The organism is Pectobacterium wasabiae CFBP 3304 (genome assembly GCF_001742185.1).
Taxonomy (GTDB): Bacteria; Pseudomonadota; Gammaproteobacteria; order Enterobacterales; family Enterobacteriaceae; genus Pectobacterium; species Pectobacterium wasabiae.
The window spans coordinates 4,333,735-4,349,581 of record NZ_CP015750.1 but is presented as its reverse complement, the minus strand read 5'-3'; the positions used below and the strand labels follow the sequence as shown (position 1 = coordinate 4,349,581).

15 protein-coding genes are annotated in these 15,847 nt (G+C 51.0%); 10 read left to right on the top strand and 5 right to left on the bottom strand.

The window, feature by feature from the left end:
* Positions 1 to 234 precede the first annotated feature (234 nt).
* Complete coding sequence (locus tag A7983_RS19785; RefSeq protein WP_005974272.1) at positions 235 to 780, top strand: flavin reductase; 546 nt, start codon at positions 235 to 237, stop codon at positions 778 to 780.
* Between the two features lie 175 nt (positions 781 to 955).
* On the opposite strand, the gene A7983_RS19780 is transcribed toward A7983_RS19785, so the two are convergent.
* Entirely contained in the window at positions 956 to 2,152 is a 1,197-nt protein-coding gene (locus A7983_RS19780; protein WP_005974274.1) for a M20 peptidase aminoacylase family protein, read from the bottom strand.
* A 248-nt stretch (positions 2,153 to 2,400) separates the two neighbouring features.
* Here A7983_RS19780 and A7983_RS19775 point away from each other — a divergent pair, with 248 nt between their 5' ends.
* On the top strand, positions 2,401 to 3,381 hold the full coding sequence (locus A7983_RS19775) for an LLM class flavin-dependent oxidoreductase (RefSeq protein ID WP_005974277.1): 981 nt from the start codon (positions 2,401 to 2,403) through the stop codon (positions 3,379 to 3,381).
* A gap of 92 nt (positions 3,382 to 3,473) precedes the next feature.
* Positions 3,474 to 3,980 (top strand): ClbS/DfsB family four-helix bundle protein, encoded by a 507-nt coding sequence (locus tag A7983_RS19770; protein WP_005974279.1) that lies wholly within the window; start codon positions 3,474 to 3,476, stop codon positions 3,978 to 3,980.
* 484 nt (positions 3,981 to 4,464) lie between these two features.
* Here the strand turns inward: A7983_RS19770 and A7983_RS19765 are convergent, their stop codons facing one another.
* Entirely contained in the window at positions 4,465 to 5,490 is a 1,026-nt protein-coding gene (locus A7983_RS19765) for a LacI family DNA-binding transcriptional regulator (RefSeq protein ID WP_005974283.1), read from the bottom strand.
* Positions 5,491 to 5,853: 363 nt separating this feature from the next.
* Here A7983_RS19765 and ascF point away from each other — a divergent pair, with 363 nt between their 5' ends.
* From ascF to A7983_RS19740, 5 genes are all read left to right on the top strand, one after another.
* Positions 5,854 to 7,314 (top strand): PTS cellobiose/arbutin/salicin transporter subunit IIBC, encoded by a 1,461-nt coding sequence (gene ascF, locus A7983_RS19760; protein WP_005974288.1) that lies wholly within the window; start codon positions 5,854 to 5,856, stop codon positions 7,312 to 7,314.
* Between the two features lie 165 nt (positions 7,315 to 7,479).
* Complete coding sequence (locus A7983_RS19755) at positions 7,480 to 8,910, top strand: 6-phospho-beta-glucosidase (protein ID WP_005974291.1); 1,431 nt, start codon at positions 7,480 to 7,482, stop codon at positions 8,908 to 8,910.
* Positions 8,911 to 9,091: 181 nt separating this feature from the next.
* Positions 9,092 to 9,889: a histidinol-phosphatase gene (gene hisN, locus A7983_RS19750; protein WP_005974293.1), complete on the top strand. Its 798-nt coding sequence runs from the start codon at positions 9,092 to 9,094 to the stop codon at positions 9,887 to 9,889.
* A gap of 54 nt (positions 9,890 to 9,943) precedes the next feature.
* Complete coding sequence (locus A7983_RS19745) at positions 9,944 to 10,330, top strand: VOC family protein (RefSeq protein WP_005974297.1); 387 nt, start codon at positions 9,944 to 9,946, stop codon at positions 10,328 to 10,330.
* A gap of 18 nt (positions 10,331 to 10,348) precedes the next feature.
* Complete coding sequence (locus A7983_RS19740) at positions 10,349 to 10,765, top strand: hypothetical protein (RefSeq protein WP_005974298.1); 417 nt, start codon at positions 10,349 to 10,351, stop codon at positions 10,763 to 10,765.
* A 4-nt stretch (positions 10,766 to 10,769) separates the two neighbouring features.
* Here A7983_RS19740 and A7983_RS19735 read toward each other — a convergent pair whose 3' ends face one another.
* Genes A7983_RS19735 through A7983_RS19725 form a run of 3 tightly spaced genes read right to left on the bottom strand, consistent with a single transcriptional unit; the run spans position 10,770 to position 13,443 of the window.
* Positions 10,770 to 11,384, bottom strand: coding sequence for a hypothetical protein (locus tag A7983_RS19735; RefSeq protein ID WP_005974301.1), 615 nt, complete (start codon positions 11,382 to 11,384; stop codon positions 10,770 to 10,772).
* A gap of 23 nt (positions 11,385 to 11,407) precedes the next feature.
* Entirely contained in the window at positions 11,408 to 12,553 is a 1,146-nt protein-coding gene (locus A7983_RS19730) for an AAA family ATPase (protein WP_039479264.1), read from the bottom strand.
* Positions 12,554 to 12,558: 5 nt separating this feature from the next.
* Positions 12,559 to 13,443, bottom strand: a complete 885-nt coding sequence (locus A7983_RS19725; protein ID WP_005974304.1) for an RNA ligase family protein — start codon at positions 13,441 to 13,443, stop codon at positions 12,559 to 12,561.
* A gap of 500 nt (positions 13,444 to 13,943) precedes the next feature.
* On the opposite strand from A7983_RS19725, the gene A7983_RS19720 reads away from it, so the two are divergent.
* Both A7983_RS19720 and A7983_RS19715 read left to right on the top strand, forming a co-directional pair.
* Entirely contained in the window at positions 13,944 to 14,537 is a 594-nt protein-coding gene (locus tag A7983_RS19720; RefSeq protein WP_005974307.1) for a hypothetical protein, read from the top strand.
* A gap of 228 nt (positions 14,538 to 14,765) precedes the next feature.
* The gene (locus tag A7983_RS19715) at positions 14,766 to 15,827 is read left to right on the top strand and encodes an MBL fold metallo-hydrolase (RefSeq protein WP_005974310.1); all 1,062 of its coding nucleotides are present in this window, start codon (positions 14,766 to 14,768) and stop codon (positions 15,825 to 15,827) included.
* Positions 15,828 to 15,847: the final 20 nt, after the last annotated feature.

The following is a 15,847-nucleotide window of genomic DNA, read 5'->3' as shown; positions in this document are numbered from 1 at the left end:
ATAATCCATCAATAAATCGGCTATCAATCGATAAGCCATCAATAGGTATTCACGTATTCAATGAAAGGTTAATGGGACGTTAATAGTGTGTTTTCACTATTGATGAGGCGAGGTATGATGTAAAACAACAAAAATGTATAATGAAATTCAAAAATTTCAGATGATGGCGCGATTTGTTTTGTTAGTATGATGTTAATGGCTATGTGTCTCGCCGTATCTAAAGGATAAAATTTGATGTCTGATTTGACAGTTGAACGACGCGTAACTGCGAATGACGCCGTTCCCTCTGCGGCGGTGACCACCGTTGACCAGCAGGCGTTTCGCGATGCAATGGCAAAGCTGAGCGCGGCGGTTAATATCGTTACCACCGATGGCCCGGCTGGTAAGGCCGGATTCACGGCGTCTGCCGTGTCCAGCGTCAGTGATTCGCCCGGCACGCTGTTGGTGTGTCTGAATCGTGGTTCATCGGTGTATCCCACGTTTCAGGCGAATGAACATTTGTGCGTCAATACGCTAGCGGCACACCATGAAAAATTGTCGTCGTTGTTTGGGAGTCGGTCGTCTACTGAAGAACGGTTTGCGGCGGCGGAGTGGGACGTGTTACACACGGGATCACCGGTGTTGCAGGATGCTTTGGTCGCGTTTGACTGCCGGGTTGAGGAAGTGGTGAGCGCGGCGACGCACGATATCTTTATTTGCCGAGTATTAGCGATTAAGCAGGGCAAAAATACCGATGGTCTGGTGTATTTTTCCCGTGGTTATCACGTTGTTCGCGGTTAATTGGTATCGCTTTCTCTCCTAATACCTTTATTTTAATGCGTAAAATAGCTGCCTCCGTCAGGTCAATCTGGCGGAGGTGATGAATTGGTTACGTCAATCCGATATTAGGAGAGACACGGGGATGAGGTTCCCGCAGGGACGCCTCACCCCGTGGTTGCTCCGGGTATCTCGATCGTCAAACGATCGGCATTACCGCCTGTGGAACGGTGCTTTTCGTGGTGCGCAGGCGATGCAGTGCGGCTTCCGCTAGCTGCGCAAAGTAGCGTGATGCAGGAGCAATGGCGCTTTCATCCGGGTTGAACTGAGGGTGATGTAAGCCAAATTCGCTGTTTGAACCAATGCTGACGAAGGTGCCCGGCACTTCCTGAAGGTAAAGGGCAAAATCCTCACCGCTCATTTGCAGTTCAGCGTTTTCAACCCGATAGCCTGCGTCTTGGGCAATTTGCTTGCTGAAATCGGCCCATTCGCTGGTGTTCACGACCGCAGGCGGGCCGGGATACCACTTCAGCTCCGCTTTCGCGCCCAGCGCAAGGGCAATACCGCCAATCAGTTGCTCAATTCGCTCCGGTATTTCCGCACGGATCGCGGCATTGTAGGTTCGTACCGTGCCTTCCAATTCTACCGTTTGCGGCAGTACGTTCCAGGTGTTGCCCCCTTGAATGCGTGTGACGCTGATGACCAGCGATTCCAGCGAACTGAAGCTGCGACTGGGCAACGTTTGCAGCGCATTGACGATGTTACAGGCGGTGACGATGCTGTCGATGCCTTGTTCAGGCTTGGCTGCATGCGCGCCTTTGCCCGTAATGTGAATAGCGAAGCGATCCACGTTGGCATAAAACGGGCCGCTGCGTGTGGCAAAGGTGCCAGCAGGAAGTTCCGGCGCATTGTGCAGGCCGAAAACAGCGGCAACATCAGCGAGTGCCCCGGCACGGATGAGCTGTTTGGCACCGGTAGAAACCTCTTCTGCCGGTTGGAAAAATAACCTGACTTTGCCCGGTAAGACAGGTTCACGTTTTTTCAGCAGGCAGGCGGCGCCGAGCATTACGGCAGTGTGGAAATCGTGCCCACAGGCGTGCATGACGCCAGCGTGTTGGGAGCGAAAATCGACATCAACCAATTCTTCAATCGGCAGTGCATCAATATCGGCACGCAGCGCAATAGTTGGGCCGCTACCATGACCGATTTCGGCAACGACGCCAGTGGTTAACGCCAGAGGTAACAGACGGATGTCTTTTTCTTGTAACCAGCGGGTAATGTGCGCGGTGGTTTGGTGTTCCTGATTGGATAATTCCGGGTACTGATGCAAGTGCCGTCGCCAGTTAATTAACTGTTGCTCAAATGACGTATCACAACAGGGGATAGATTCAGCCATATCAATACACCTCCTTAACAAAACGTAAACATGGTAAAGGTAGCCGATAGCCACTCAATGGATAAATACCATCTGGTTATATTTCATGTCTTTTTATGATGGCGCTTTTTGTATTTATTTATTATGAATATTTCTGCTAACAAAATTCATTATTGATATTTATTTTCCACACCTTTATGCAACATCCTTTCTATTGTTTTTTACTCTTAATATTGTTGGCGGAGCGTCGCTAAAAATAAGGAAACATCGTGGGATATAAGCTCAGTTTATTAGATCAAAGCCCCATTGCCGAAGGAATGAGTACAGCGCAGGCGTTGGCGCAAACCGTGTCGCTGGCAAAAGTGGCGGAAGCGCTTGGTTATTACCGCTTTTGGGTTTCCGAGCATCATAATTCCGCTGAATTGGCAGGTTCGTCTCCTGAAGTCTTGATCACTTGGCTATTGGCGCACACGACAACGTTGCGCATCGGCTCCGGCGGCGTGATGTTACAGCACTACAGTCCGTATAAGGTTGCAGAGAATTTCCATGTCATCAGTGCGTTGTCCGGCGGGCGTGTGGATTTAGGTATCGGTAAAGCACCGGGCGGGTTGCCGCTGGCGACACGCGCACTTCAGCAGGAAATAGGCGAGGCCGAGCGAGTTGCCTTCACGGAAAAGTTACATCAGCTCAACCGTTTTCTCGGCAGTTATGATGATACTGCCGAGCGCCTGAATGCGACGCCGCTGCCAGAACATACGCCACAGCGCTTTTTGTTGGGGGCCAGTCAGGAGAGTGCGCGGTTAGCCGCATCGCTGGGCTGGAGTTTTGTATTCGCGGGATTCATTAATGCCAGCGAAGCACTGTTAACGGAATCACTCTTGAGCTACCGGGAATTGAAGCCTGCCAACGCTCAGACGTTGTTGTCGCTATCAGTGATTGCCGCTGAACATCATGAAGATGCGGAGGCGCTGGCTAGCACACAGTATAACTATAAGGTTTATATTGAAAACAAACCGCCGCTAACGGTAGGCAGTCAGGAGCAGGCCGAAAATTTCGTTCGACAGGCGGGCGCGACAGATTTCCGTATTGAGCAGGAGCCACGGCATGTGCTTTACGGCACGCCGGAACATATTCATCAGCGTCTGGAGAGCTATCATCAGCGTTTTGGGGTCGATGAGTTCATTATCCATACGCCCGTGACGTCACCCCGTGAGCGTGAGGCATCAATTCGACTGTTGGCGCAGCGCTGAAAAACGATTAAATACGTGAGTGATGACAATGTTATGGCATATTACAGGCGGTAATCTAGGTTTGTTTGAGGCAGAAAAACCGAGGTTATGCGATGGCAGTGCCGGAAAGCAAAGAAGCGTTGATCAAGGCAATTAACAATCAGTTTGCGTTGCTAATGAAGAAGATTGATGCGGTATCCGCTGAACGTGCCTTCTTATCTGAGATGGTAGGGCATGCGAAGGGAACGCAGATGAGCCCAGCAAATCTGGTAGCATATCTGCTAGGTTGGGGAAATTTGGTGCTGAAATGGCATGAGGATGAAGCTCAGGGCAAACCCATCGATTTCCCCGCGGCCGGTTATAAATGGAATCAACTTGGCCTGCTGGCACAAAAATTCTATCAGGACTATGCCCCTATTACCGATTGGGCGGAACTGGTCGCGCTGCTTGCCGCGAATAAACTGGCACTCATCGCACTGGTTGAACGCTATACCGATGAACAACTCTATGGCGAATGCTGGTACGGTAAGTGGACGCGTGGTCGGATGATTCAGTTTAATACCGCCTCACCTTATAAGAATGCGGCCGGGCGACTGCGTGCATGGGAGAAAAACAAATAACGACCTGATAGTAAATCAGAATGATGTTTGGCCTTACCTTTCCCTTTATTGTGGCTGTATCTGTGGCGTTTTTTCAGACAAAACCTTACATATTCCCTCTGTTAGACTGTTCTATACTCAGAAGTAAGCAAAGTAAGTCTTACTGACCGATGAGATGAATGGGGGAAAGAAAAATGATTGGTCTCAACCTAGTTTATCCAGTGTCATATTACGCTACGCCTGACAAGCTTGATTATGTCCAAGGCATTTCCCGCTCGTCGCACCTGTCTGGTTACCCTAATCAGGATGCTTCTACCCGAACTCGACCAGGGTACGAAAATAGCGGTCCAGTCTTTACGCCACCTATAGCCGATGGAGTTAATCGCCCAACGGCCACTAATCGGCTTAACGTTTACGTTTAAGCTTTATATTCGTCACACTTCAAGCTGCGACGGAGATACTGACGGTTGGGACGGTTATGAACAAACCGCAAACCATATTGAGATCAGACGGGCTGGTTACCATACGGCCCGTCCTGAATTGAGTCCCTGACCCGTAGTTCAGACAAAAAGAGGTTCTCTTTCGAGAAATAGCCGCCGTCCAGCATCGCGATCAGGCGGTGAATCACTTCGTTGATCATATCGCTCACCGGATCTTTTACGCTGGAGAGTGACGGCTTCAAAAACGGGGCAGTGGGAATATCATCGAACCCGACCACAGAGACCTCGTTCGGTACAGCAACGCCTGCCTCATCCAACGCTTTTATTGCACCAATCGCCATATCGTCATTACTGGCGAGAACGGCGCTGAACAATACCTGGCTATTGCGCAAGGCAGCAATAGCGAGTGAGCCGCAGCGCGGTGTCCATTTCCCTCTCACGATCAGTTCATCCCGTACTGCGATGTTGGCCGCTGTCAGCGCGTCTTTATAGCCGGAAAGGCGTTCGATAGCGGTTGGCGAATCCAGCGACCCGGTGATAAACGCGATGTCTTTATGACCGCGCGCGATCAGATGTTGCGTGGCGTTATAGCTGGAACCCTTGTGATCGCAGCAAATGCAGTGGCTTTGGTGTTTACGCAGTTTACGGTTGACGACCATGATCGGCTGCTTGTGTTGTCCGATGATGTCGTCCATCTGATCCACGTTGAGAAAACGAGGATAAATGATAATCGCATCGCAGCGTAAACCCAGCAGAAATTGAATCGCGGCGCGTTCTTCATCAGCGCTGTGCTTGCCGTCAACCAGAATGAGCTGACGTCCGTTATCTTCGAGCTTCTTAGCGGCCTGTGACAGCAGTTCGTTAAAATAGCTGCCGTGATAGAGCGTGTTAGTCACCACTAAACCAATACAGGCTGATTTGCTGGTCGCCAGATTACGCGCCAGTAAATTTGGTTGATATCCCGTCTCCTCAATGGCTTGATAGACCAGTGTTTTGGTTTCTTCACTGGTATAGCCTTTTCCTGATAGCACGCGCGACACCGTCGCTTTTGATACGCCTGCTTTCTTCGCCACTTCCTGCATTGTCGACATGGGACATCCTGACACATTGAACACGCCTATCATTTTATACACATTAGGCTGACAGAAGCAGAGTAGTAAATGCAGAACCGGAGTGAGCAGGAGAGGTATTGCCTTTTTCATGGTGATCGTAATCACATAAGTAAAATAATAATAACCAATCTATTGAAATTGCATTCATATATAAACACTATCATGTGGAACCGGTTACCCATCGGCGTTTCATCACGTTGCATGGAGCAGGGATACCGGCATGAATGCTTTCATAACTGCATGAAATTTAATAATAAATGCACGCTTGCTACGCGATAATTCCAACTTGAGCGGTTTGTCGAAACGGGTATAGCGTGCGCGATTACGAGAGATTGTCTATCCATGTCAAAGAATTATGCGGCTGTATCCCGTTCGATCGTTGATGCCATCGGTGGTGCTGATAACATCGCGGCGGTAACCCACTGCATGACGCGCCTGCGCTTTGTGCTTAAAGACAATGATGCTGTGAATGTGGCCGAATTGAAGGCGATCGGCGGCGTGTTGGGTGTGGTGAAAAATGATAACCAGTGTCAGGTCATCATCGGCAACACGGTTTCTCAGGCCTACACCGAGGTGGTGAAGCTGCTGCCAGAAGGCGCGACGGCTGAAAAAGCCGTACCGGTGAACAATAAAATTACGCTGCGACGCATCGGTGCAGGGATCCTGGATGCGCTGATTGGCACGATGTCACCGCTTATTCCAGCGATTATCGGCGGCTCGATGGTGAAACTGCTCGCCATGATCCTGGATATGACTGGGCTGTTTGAGAAGGGCGCATCGACGATCACGATTCTGAACGTGATTGGCGACGGGGCGTTCTTCTTCCTGCCGATCATGGTGGCGGCGTCTGCAGCGGTAAAATTCAAAACCAATATGTCGCTGGCGATTGCTATCGCTGGGGTGCTGGTCCATCCGACGTTTATCGATCTGATGGCAAAAGCAGCACAGGGCCAGCAGGTGGTGTTTATGGGGCTTTCCGTCACGGCGGTGAAGTACACCTATACCGTGATTCCGGCGCTGTGTATGACCTGGATCCTGTCTTACATTGAAAAATGGGTAGACCGCATTACGCCAGCCGTGACCAAAAACTTCCTCAAGCCGATGTTAATCGTGCTGATTGCCTCCCCGATTGCCATCATGCTTATCGGCCCGATTGGGATCTGGATCGGCAGCGGTATTTCTGCGGTGGTGTACACCGTACATGACTATCTGGGCTGGCTGTCCGTTGCCATTATGGGCGCTATTTGGCCGCTGCTGGTGATGACCGGTATGCACCGGGTGTTTACGCCGACCATTATTCAAACTATCGCCGAAACCGGCAAAGAGGGTATGGTCATGCCGTCTGAAATCGGTGCGAACCTGTCCCTTGGCGGCTCTTCACTGGCGGTTGCCTGGCGTACCAAAAACCCGGAACTGCGTCAGACGGCGCTGGCGGCGGCGGCATCAGCCATTGTTGCCGGGATCTCTGAACCTGCGCTGTACGGTGTCGCGTTGCGCCTGAAACGCCCGCTAATCGCCTGTTTAATCACCGGTTTTATCTGTGGCGCCGTCGCAGGTATCGGCGGGTTGGCAAGCCATTCAATGGCGTCGCCAGGGCTATTTACTAGCGTACAGTTCTTCGATCCGACCAATCCGATGAGTATTGCCTGGGTATTCGGCGTCATGATCCTGTCTGTCGTGATCTCCTTCTTCGTCACCTTACTGCTGGGCTTTGAAGACATTCCGGTAGAAGAAAAGCCGGAAGAGAAACATGCACAGGGCGACGACGTTGCCGCGACGTCGCGCGTATCGAACACGAATTAAATGAAGCCTATACGCTAAATAATTCGAGTTACATGAAGGCGGCGACACAGTGAATCCCCAGGAGCTTACTCCAGTAAGTGACTGGGGTGAGCGAGGAAAGCCAACGCACATGTAGCTTGAAGTATGACGGGTATAATGACATGAAGTACGAAGGAGAAATAGCGTATGTCTGCATCAACATTTCCCAATGGGTTCTTATGGGGGGGCGCGATTGCGGCCAATCAGGCAGAAGGCGCATACCTTGAGGGCGGTAAAGGGCTGACGACGGTGGACATGATCCCCCACGGCGTGAATCGTCTGCCAGTGAAACTGGGGCAAGAGCCGCGTTTCGCGTTGCGTGAGGATGAGTTTTATCCCAGCCATCAAGCGATCGATTTCTACCATCGGTATAAGGAAGATATCGCGCTGATGGCGGAAATGGGGTTTACGGTGTTTCGTACCTCCATCGCCTGGAGTCGACTTTATCCTAACGGGGATGAACTGACACCCAACGCGGACGGCATCGCGTTTTATCGTGATGTGTTTGCCGAGTGCAAGAAGTACAACATGGAACCGCTGGTAACCTTGTGTCATTTCGACGTGCCGATGCATTTGGTCACCGAGTATGGTTCATGGCGTAACCGGAAAATGGTAGAGTTTTTTGCCCGCTACGCTCGAACCTGTTTTGAAGCTTTTGACGGGCTGGTGAAATATTGGCTGACGTTCAATGAAATCAATATTTTACTGCATAGCCCGTTTTCCGGCGCGGGCCTGGTGTTTGCCGAAGGGGAAAATCAGGAGCAGGTAAAATATCAGGCCGCACACCATGAACTGGTGGCGAGCGCGCTGGCGACGAAGGTTGCGCATGAAGTTAACCCGGACAATCAGGTTGGCTGTATGCTGGCTGGCGGTAACTTCTACCCGTGGTCGTGCAAACCGGAAGATGTCTGGGCGGCGCTAAATAAAGATCGTGAAAACCTGTTCTTTATCGATGTGCAGGCGCGTGGCACCTATCCGGCCTATACCGGACGATTGTTTAAAGAGAAGGGCATCACGATTGCTTCTGAGCCGGGCGATGACGAAATTCTCAAGAACACGGTAGATTTTGTGTCTTTCAGCTATTATGCCTCCCGCTGTGCGTCGGCAGATATGAACGAGCACAACAGCAGTGCTGCAAACATCGTTAAATCGTTGAAGAACCCGCACATTAAGGCGAGTGAATGGGGCTGGGGAATTGATCCGCTGGGCCTGCGCATCACGATGAACATGATGTATGACCGTTATCAGAAACCGCTGTTTTTGGTGGAGAACGGGCTAGGGGCGAAGGACGAGATTAACGCACAGGGCGAGATTGATGATGACTATCGCATCAGTTACCTGCGCGAGCACATCAGCGCGATGGCGGACGCTATCGGCGACGGTATCCCAGTTATCGGCTACACCTCGTGGGGCTGTATCGATCTGGTTGCCGCGTCTACCGGCGAGATGAGCAAACGCTATGGCTTCATCTATGTCGATCGCGACGACCGAGGCGAAGGGACATTAGCCAGAAAGAAAAAGAAATCGTTCTACTGGTATAAAAAGGTGATTGCCAGCAACGGTTCCGATCTGAGCTAAATAATGTCGTTTAGCTATCCTTGTTATAGCCCCCTGACGACAGCGTTTGGGGGCTATTTTTTTATCCGTAGATGAACGCGAGATTGTTTGCACTTGTTTCGTCATTCATAATCGAGCCAAATTGAGCATTGTGTTCTCTCAGCTTCAATTCTCAAATGACGCGATAGGAAGATAAAATACGATGAGTCAGACGCTTCCGGATATTGCCTTTTTTCATGAACTTGCCGCACTGGCCAGTCAGGAAACGTTGCCACGTTTTCGTTCCCTCAACGCCAACCAAATCGAAACCAAGCCAAAAGAGGGTTTCCGCTTTGATCCGGTGACGGAAGCCGATCGGCAGGCCGAACGAGTGATGCGTGAACACATCACGCGCCATTATCCCGAACACGCAATTATGGGGGAAGAGTTTGGCTTGAGCGGGGAAGGGCCTGTGCGCTGGGTTTTGGATCCGGTTGATGGAACCCGACCTTTCTTATGCGGGCTACCCGTGTGGGGAACGCTCATTGGTCTGTTGCATCATGAACGTGCCGTGATGGGGATGATGAGCCAACCGTTTACCGGAGAGTGCTTCTGGGCCGATGGATTGCAGGCCTGGCGGAGCGATCGGCAGGGAGAAACGCGCTTAAGCACGCGTAAAGGTGTGTCTCTCAAACAGGCCATTCTTCACACCACCGCGCCGGAAGCGCTGAGTATGCATCCGACGGTTCGCTTCGCAGAACTCACCGAAAGCACACTGATGACGCGCTATGGCGGTGAGTGCTACGCGCTGGCGATGTTGGCGGCAGGCCAGATTGATATTTGCGTGGAATTTGCATTGCAACCTTACGACATTGTCGCGCTGATTCCGATTATTGAGCAGGCGGGTGGCGTCATCACCGATCTCAACGGGCAGCGAGCGGAAGCGGGCGGTACGGCGGTCGCGACCGGTAGTCCAGAGCTACACCAACAGGTTTTAGCCATTCTGAATGGAACGCGATAATCACCGTTAACCGGCCATGACGATGTGAAAGACGACGGTTAAGAAGGAATCATAATGAAAGTGGCACACGTGGCATTATGGACGGCCGATCTGGCTGCGCAGGCGGCATTTTGGCAAACGTTCTTCGCCGCTCAGGTGGGGGAAAAATATGTGAGTCGGAATCGCCCTGGATTTGAATCGCATTTTGTTCAACTGAGTGAAGGGGCATCCATTGAATTGATGACGCTACCGGTGCTAGCGGAAGCCTTAGCCAATAAAGAAGGCTGCGGCTGGGCGCATGTGGCGATATCAGTTGGCAGCAAGGCGGATGTGGAAGCGTTAGCTAACAAAGCGGCGGAACGCGGTATTCTGGTTGCTCCACCTCGCATGACGGGGGACGGTTTTTATGAAGCGATCGTCAGCGACCCTGATGGTAATCTCATTGAGATAACATCAGACTGATTTGGGAATTATTTTTGTATGTTACACAAGCTATCCTCATTCGATCGACAACATAGCGCAATGCTGATTTGTGTTGGAGATATCCGGTTTGGCCCGCCTTATTTTTCGCTATCGATTGACGACAAAAAATTGGCGGATCGCGTTTTTGGCAAGGAGATGCTGTGGTCGCCGGACTCTCGTTACCTTGTGGTACAAGAGTGGCTCTCTACGGCCGAACGCGACGGCCCGCAAACGGCGTTGCTGTGTATTGATGTGCGAGAAGAAAGGCAATGCAAAGTTTCTCAAGCGACGGGGGGATTTATCGTCCCCGTAAGGTTCGAGGACGATAATCTAATCTATGAAAAACGGTATTTTAGCGCAGGAGGACACCGTACCACTGAATATGAAATCAGATTTACCGATCTTCCTCGCTGGCGTGCGCTACGGCTACGTTAACAACTCAATCTTCCCAATAGAACAGGGCATCGAACTGTGTGAAATCGCTCTCGGTGAACAGTGTCTGTACATGAATGCTGGTGGGCAGCGGTGATACCAATTGTTCCTTATAAACGCGAATCAGCCCGCATTTCTCCAGTACTGCTTGCACCTGCTGGCTTAATGCTTCCACTACGGGTGTGTCGAACCTATCGACTTTCTCCAGTGCAGGACTTTCTCCTGCTTCACCGCCGTGAACATCCCAACGCTTTTCGCTTTCCATCAATACAAAATAGGGCGACAGACGGCTCAGTAAAACGGTTAACCCCGTATGTTCTTCACCATAACGAATCGGGTGTTTAGCATTAAAATCCGGTGTGTTTTTATAAAACCAAGCGTCGACAAAGGAAGCATAGCCAGAACCGTAGTGTTCCCATTCAATCCTTGATTGGGTGTCAGTCTGGTGTATAACCTGTGTGCACACGTCGTTTAAATGCTTGTCGATCAACGCTTCATCATTGCTTACCCAGGGATAGTCATCTGAAATACACTGCGACACGGGCACCAGTAAAAGGCGGGTGATGTCGTGTGGTGAAAGCAGCGGCGAGACGCCTTTATTGTTCCTTGAATCCTGTTTCATTTTTAGCTCCTTAAATTAATCGCTTAGCTTTCATAGCTAACAACATGCGCTTCCGTGGGTGAGGGAAGTTCCCATTTTGTCAGCATCCCTTGCAGCGTTTTATTACTCAACGTGGTATCCCGTTTACTGTTGCGCCGCAGCAATTCCTGACGCGGACGCTCCAGATACACAACCTCCACTTCTGCGCCGTAGGCGTAGCACAGATCTAACGTGCGGGTGCGCATTTGCTGGCTCAGGTGCGTGGCATTCCACACAAACGGCTCATGCGTCCGCAACAGTGAACGTGCTTTATCGGTCGCCCAGTGCACCGCCTTTCCTTCATTTTCACCGTGTTTCAGCCCCAACTCTGTGCGTGCATCGTCGAAAGAGACCACAGGTAAGTTACACCGATGTGTTCGTACCCATGTGTCTTTTCCTGAAGCAGGCAAACCGCACATCACAGTGACTTTCGAGCCAGGTTCCTGGAACAGTGGATAGTCGGGATGGACATCGGCACCGCGAAAATAACTCAGGCGTGTGTGGGCATCGACAAACGCTCTCGGCTGACCGTAACAGCCTTCTTCCCGCGCCAACTCGCGGAACAGCTCGATGCTATCTATCACGCGCGCTTGATCTTGACAGATACGCCCGCGCATATCGGCTTCCGCCAGCGTGGCCAGCAGTGGAATGCTCAACTGCCAAGACAGTTCGCGGATCGTAAAGATCGGTGATACTCGGCGGCGTTCATCTTCAAGGCAGTAAAACGGCACCTGATGTACCGAAATTAACCGACAAACCGTCTCCCGAATCGCAAAGGGTACGTCTGCATCCCACAACAGCACCCGAGCGTCGATAGCACCTTTACGCGAATGCCCCGGTTGACCAATCTGGCCCGTCACCGAGTCAATCACCGTCGTTCGATATTTCGCGACGTCATGCAGCAGTGCGGAAAAAAATAAGATTTCCTGCTGCTCTCGCGTGGCTGTCTGGTAATCGGGAAGCTGCAATAGTGACTCGACAACCATCATCGTGTGCGTCCAGACGTCGCCTTCACCGTGATAGCGTGGCTCCTGCGGCGTCTCTTTGGCACGTTGAAGCACCGGGAAGGCTTCTAGGCAGTGAGTAAAATCTGGCTGTGCGCCAGAAGCGGGGACCAATCCCCTAATAGCATTCCAATCCATGATAGTCATACTCCTTATTTATTGGGCATGGCGGCGGCGAGTGCGTCTAAAGAACGCAGCGTATTCAGCCCCAGCATTTCCCAGGATACGAGTGGACAAGGGGCGTACAGATCAACGCCTTCAGCCAGTTGATTCGGCAAAATAGGGCGTTGGGAATGATGCGAGCCGCTGTCCAAAATGGTCTGGGTGAAGTCATGGCGCACCAGCTTGTAGCGAGCCAGTACCTGTTCATCATCCTCAACCTTTAGATAAAGGCCTTCCGAACGGTCCGATTTATCGGTTTGTTGCCAGCACAGCGCGAGCGGTAAACCAGCCCGCTGGACGGTGGATTCAAACGTGGTTTTCCAGTTCGGGCTTTTTGCCAGCGAACGATATACCAGCTTCCACAGCAATGCCGGGCTAGTTGGCATCTCCCCGGCATAGATCACCGGAACGGATAACACGGGCGAACCGGCCAGCATAGCGTGTCGGCGTGCCGTCGATAAAAAAATACCGTCACGGCGATCGTAAAGATCAAATTCGTGAAAGTAATGCGGCAAACGGTCATAAAACACGGAATGCTTGCTGTAGGCCCATTCGCCGTACATCACGAAACGGTCTTCCAGTAGCTCAAGAAAACGCATTTCATGCGCCGTGGCCCAGAGCTTGAACTGGTTGAACTGTCGTTCCCGCGAACCGCCAGTCAGATAATGGCCGCGCGATTGGAGCAACAGTTCTGCTGTTTCATTGAAGGACACACCGCTGTTCGCGCCGTCGATCTTTTCTTCGATCACGACGTAACGGCCTGCTAACGCTTTCAGTGCAATTTGGTCCGACGCATCATCGCCGGGCTGTAAACGCGAACCTTCCAAATGAGGGGTTCGTGGATATTTTAATAACGGTATTGAATGTAAATACATATTTTCGCCAGTTGCGTTATTGGCGCAGCTAGACCCATTTAGGATAAAAAATAGGGCCGACGAACGTGTTCTGGCGCGAGTCAATAGGCTGGCCACTGGCATTCCAGAGGTCAGAGTCGCGGGGGAGGAGCGGGAGATTCATTCTCTGCTCCGCGCGATGGCGGGAAAGAGAAGGGAACCAGTACCGCAGCCAACGCTGGCGCAGACTGCGCCGAATCGAGGCTGCTTAATGCAGTCGTCGGCGGTTAGTGGGGGGCTGACGTACAGGGCACTTTAGGGCTCCAAATGACACATTGGGGGTGAGTAAACGGCGCGATTCTAGCGAAGGAATCTTCCGGCATCAAGTTTTTGTATAAAAAATGCTACTATTTCCTATTGTTATAGAATGCGTTGTCGCGTTTAAACGTGATAAAAAAGCCATAAAACCATCGACGTTAACGCGATAAGAATTGCGAGTGGTGAGATAGATTAATGCACACAATAAAGAATAGGGGAATACAATGAAAATCAGTGTGATAAAGAAAGGGATTATGGGGCTGTTACTGGTGCTGCCGTTGTCCGGGGTTGCCGAAACAAAGGATCCAGATTTGTTCGCTGGCTATACCACGCAGGATCTCACGGCAGCATTACCTGCACGGTTGTTAAACATGGTTCAGCGCGACAAGGTGGTCGATGTGCCGAATCACATGGTTCAGACCGAATATGTTGATCCTACGACGGGAAATAAGGCGCTGGTTTCACTATTTATGTTGCCGCCGGATAAAGATGGTAATGTCCCGATTGCCTCCGCGCCTAGCGATCTCGATGCGGTGATTGCCAGCACGGAAAAAGAGATGTTGCGCCAGCGTATCAAACCCGACCAGCGTGCGGGGAAGATTGACGATGCGACGCCTTTTCGCTGCTTACAAACGATTCTGAATAACAAGGTCCTGCATTCGCTGTGTTCGACGCTGATTAAAGGGCGCGTGCTGGAAGTTCAGGCGATTAATACGATCGCCAATATTCAGGATGAAGCCGAGCTGTATAAAGTCATCGGACAACAGAATGAATTCGTTATCGAGATGGGAAAAACGCTGTTGGCACTTAAAAAATAGTGCGCTGTTGATGCGGCAAGAGACGCGTCATCGACGAACGATCGCTATTATTTCTCATCAAAACGCTGAGCGAAGGTAAGCGCCTTCGCTTTTTTTGCACCAAAAATCCCCCGATTCTCCCTTGCCATCCCCTCTACGTTGGTGCATAACTGCCAGAGTCAGAGAGCCAATGTCTGAAATTATCATTACAAAACAATATTCATTACGAAACGACACCGGAAAAAACCTATGCTTTTGTTACTCGTTTTGGCTGTGATTGCAGTAGTCATTTATGGTTGGTTAAAACAGCCGCAATATGTTTCGCCAGAAGTGAAACCCCAACCGGAAAATCCACTCTTTCGTGATGGCGCGTTTCATAACCCGATCGCACGCCCGACGAGGAACCAAAATCGAATTGCGCTGCTATATCGTTTTCTTTTCGGTAAAGATGTTGGCGCGTTGCCAGATACCCGCTTGCCGTCGGAAAAAACCGATCTACATCAGTTAAGTAAAACGGAGAACGTCATCATCTGGATGGGACACTCCAGCTACTTTATTCAACTGGAAGGGAAAACCTTTCTGCTGGATCCGGTATTTAGCGACAACGCCTCGCCGGTGCCGCGCACCAATATCGCCTTCAACGGCAGTAATGTGTATTCACCGGAAGACGTCCCCGAAATCGACTATCTGCTGATCACTCACGACCATTGGGATCATCTGGATTACCCCACGCTGAACGCGCTACGCGGAAAAATCCGCCGTATCGTCACGTTAACCGGCGTAGGTTCCTATTTTGTGAAATGGGGCTTTCCCCAGGAAAGCATTACAGAAGGTGACTGGTTCAGTTGCCTGAAAGAGGACGGGGTAGACATTCATGTGCTTCCTACGCAGCATTTTTCCGGTCGGCTCCTCAAGCATAATCAAACGCTGTGGGGCTCATTTGCGCTGATAACAGCACAGCACCGCCTGTATCTCGGTGGAGATAGTGGTTATGGCCCACATTATAAAGAGATCGCCAAACATCTGGGTGGATTCGATATCGCGATACTGGAATGCGGGCAGTACGATCAAAACTGGCCCCATGTTCATATGAAGCCGGAAGAGTGTGCACAGGCAGCCTGCGATTTACAGGCCAAAGCGGTATTACCGGGTCACAACAGTAAATTTAAGCTGGCACACCACCGCTGGAACGATCCGCTAGAGCGGATTTCGCAGGCGAGTGAAAATCAAGACTGGCGGTTGATGACGCCTCGTATTGGTGAACGCATCCAGGTTGATAACCCGCAACAGACCTTTAGTCAGTGGTGGTAGTGGGGTACGAACAAAAGTTA

What these genes read in the sequence shown, in the direction of transcription:
- A7983_RS19755 (WP_005974291.1), top strand. Translation starts at nt 7,480, where the DNA reads ATGTCTGCATCAACATTTCCCAATGGGTTCTTATGGGGGGGCGCGATT.
- A7983_RS19780 (WP_005974274.1), bottom strand. Translation starts at nt 2,152, where the DNA reads ATGGCTGAATCTATCCCCTGTTGTGATACGTCATTTGAGCAACAGTTA.
- ascF (WP_005974288.1), top strand. Translation starts at nt 5,854, where the DNA reads ATGTCAAAGAATTATGCGGCTGTATCCCGTTCGATCGTTGATGCCATC.
- A7983_RS19740 (WP_005974298.1), top strand. Translation starts at nt 10,349, where the DNA reads ATGTTACACAAGCTATCCTCATTCGATCGACAACATAGCGCAATGCTG.
- A7983_RS19785 (WP_005974272.1), top strand. Translation starts at nt 235, where the DNA reads ATGTCTGATTTGACAGTTGAACGACGCGTAACTGCGAATGACGCCGTT.
- A7983_RS19770 (WP_005974279.1), top strand. Translation starts at nt 3,474, where the DNA reads ATGGCAGTGCCGGAAAGCAAAGAAGCGTTGATCAAGGCAATTAACAAT.
- A7983_RS19765 (WP_005974283.1), bottom strand. Translation starts at nt 5,490, where the DNA reads ATGTCGACAATGCAGGAAGTGGCGAAGAAAGCAGGCGTATCAAAAGCG.
- A7983_RS19745 (WP_005974297.1), top strand. Translation starts at nt 9,944, where the DNA reads ATGAAAGTGGCACACGTGGCATTATGGACGGCCGATCTGGCTGCGCAG.
- hisN (WP_005974293.1), top strand. Translation starts at nt 9,092, where the DNA reads ATGAGTCAGACGCTTCCGGATATTGCCTTTTTTCATGAACTTGCCGCA.
- A7983_RS19725 (WP_005974304.1), bottom strand. Translation starts at nt 13,443, where the DNA reads ATGTATTTACATTCAATACCGTTATTAAAATATCCACGAACCCCTCAT.
- A7983_RS19715 (WP_005974310.1), top strand. Translation starts at nt 14,766, where the DNA reads ATGCTTTTGTTACTCGTTTTGGCTGTGATTGCAGTAGTCATTTATGGT.
- A7983_RS19720 (WP_005974307.1), top strand. Translation starts at nt 13,944, where the DNA reads ATGAAAATCAGTGTGATAAAGAAAGGGATTATGGGGCTGTTACTGGTG.
- A7983_RS19730 (WP_039479264.1), bottom strand. Translation starts at nt 12,553, where the DNA reads ATGACTATCATGGATTGGAATGCTATTAGGGGATTGGTCCCCGCTTCT.
- A7983_RS19735 (WP_005974301.1), bottom strand. Translation starts at nt 11,384, where the DNA reads ATGAAACAGGATTCAAGGAACAATAAAGGCGTCTCGCCGCTGCTTTCA.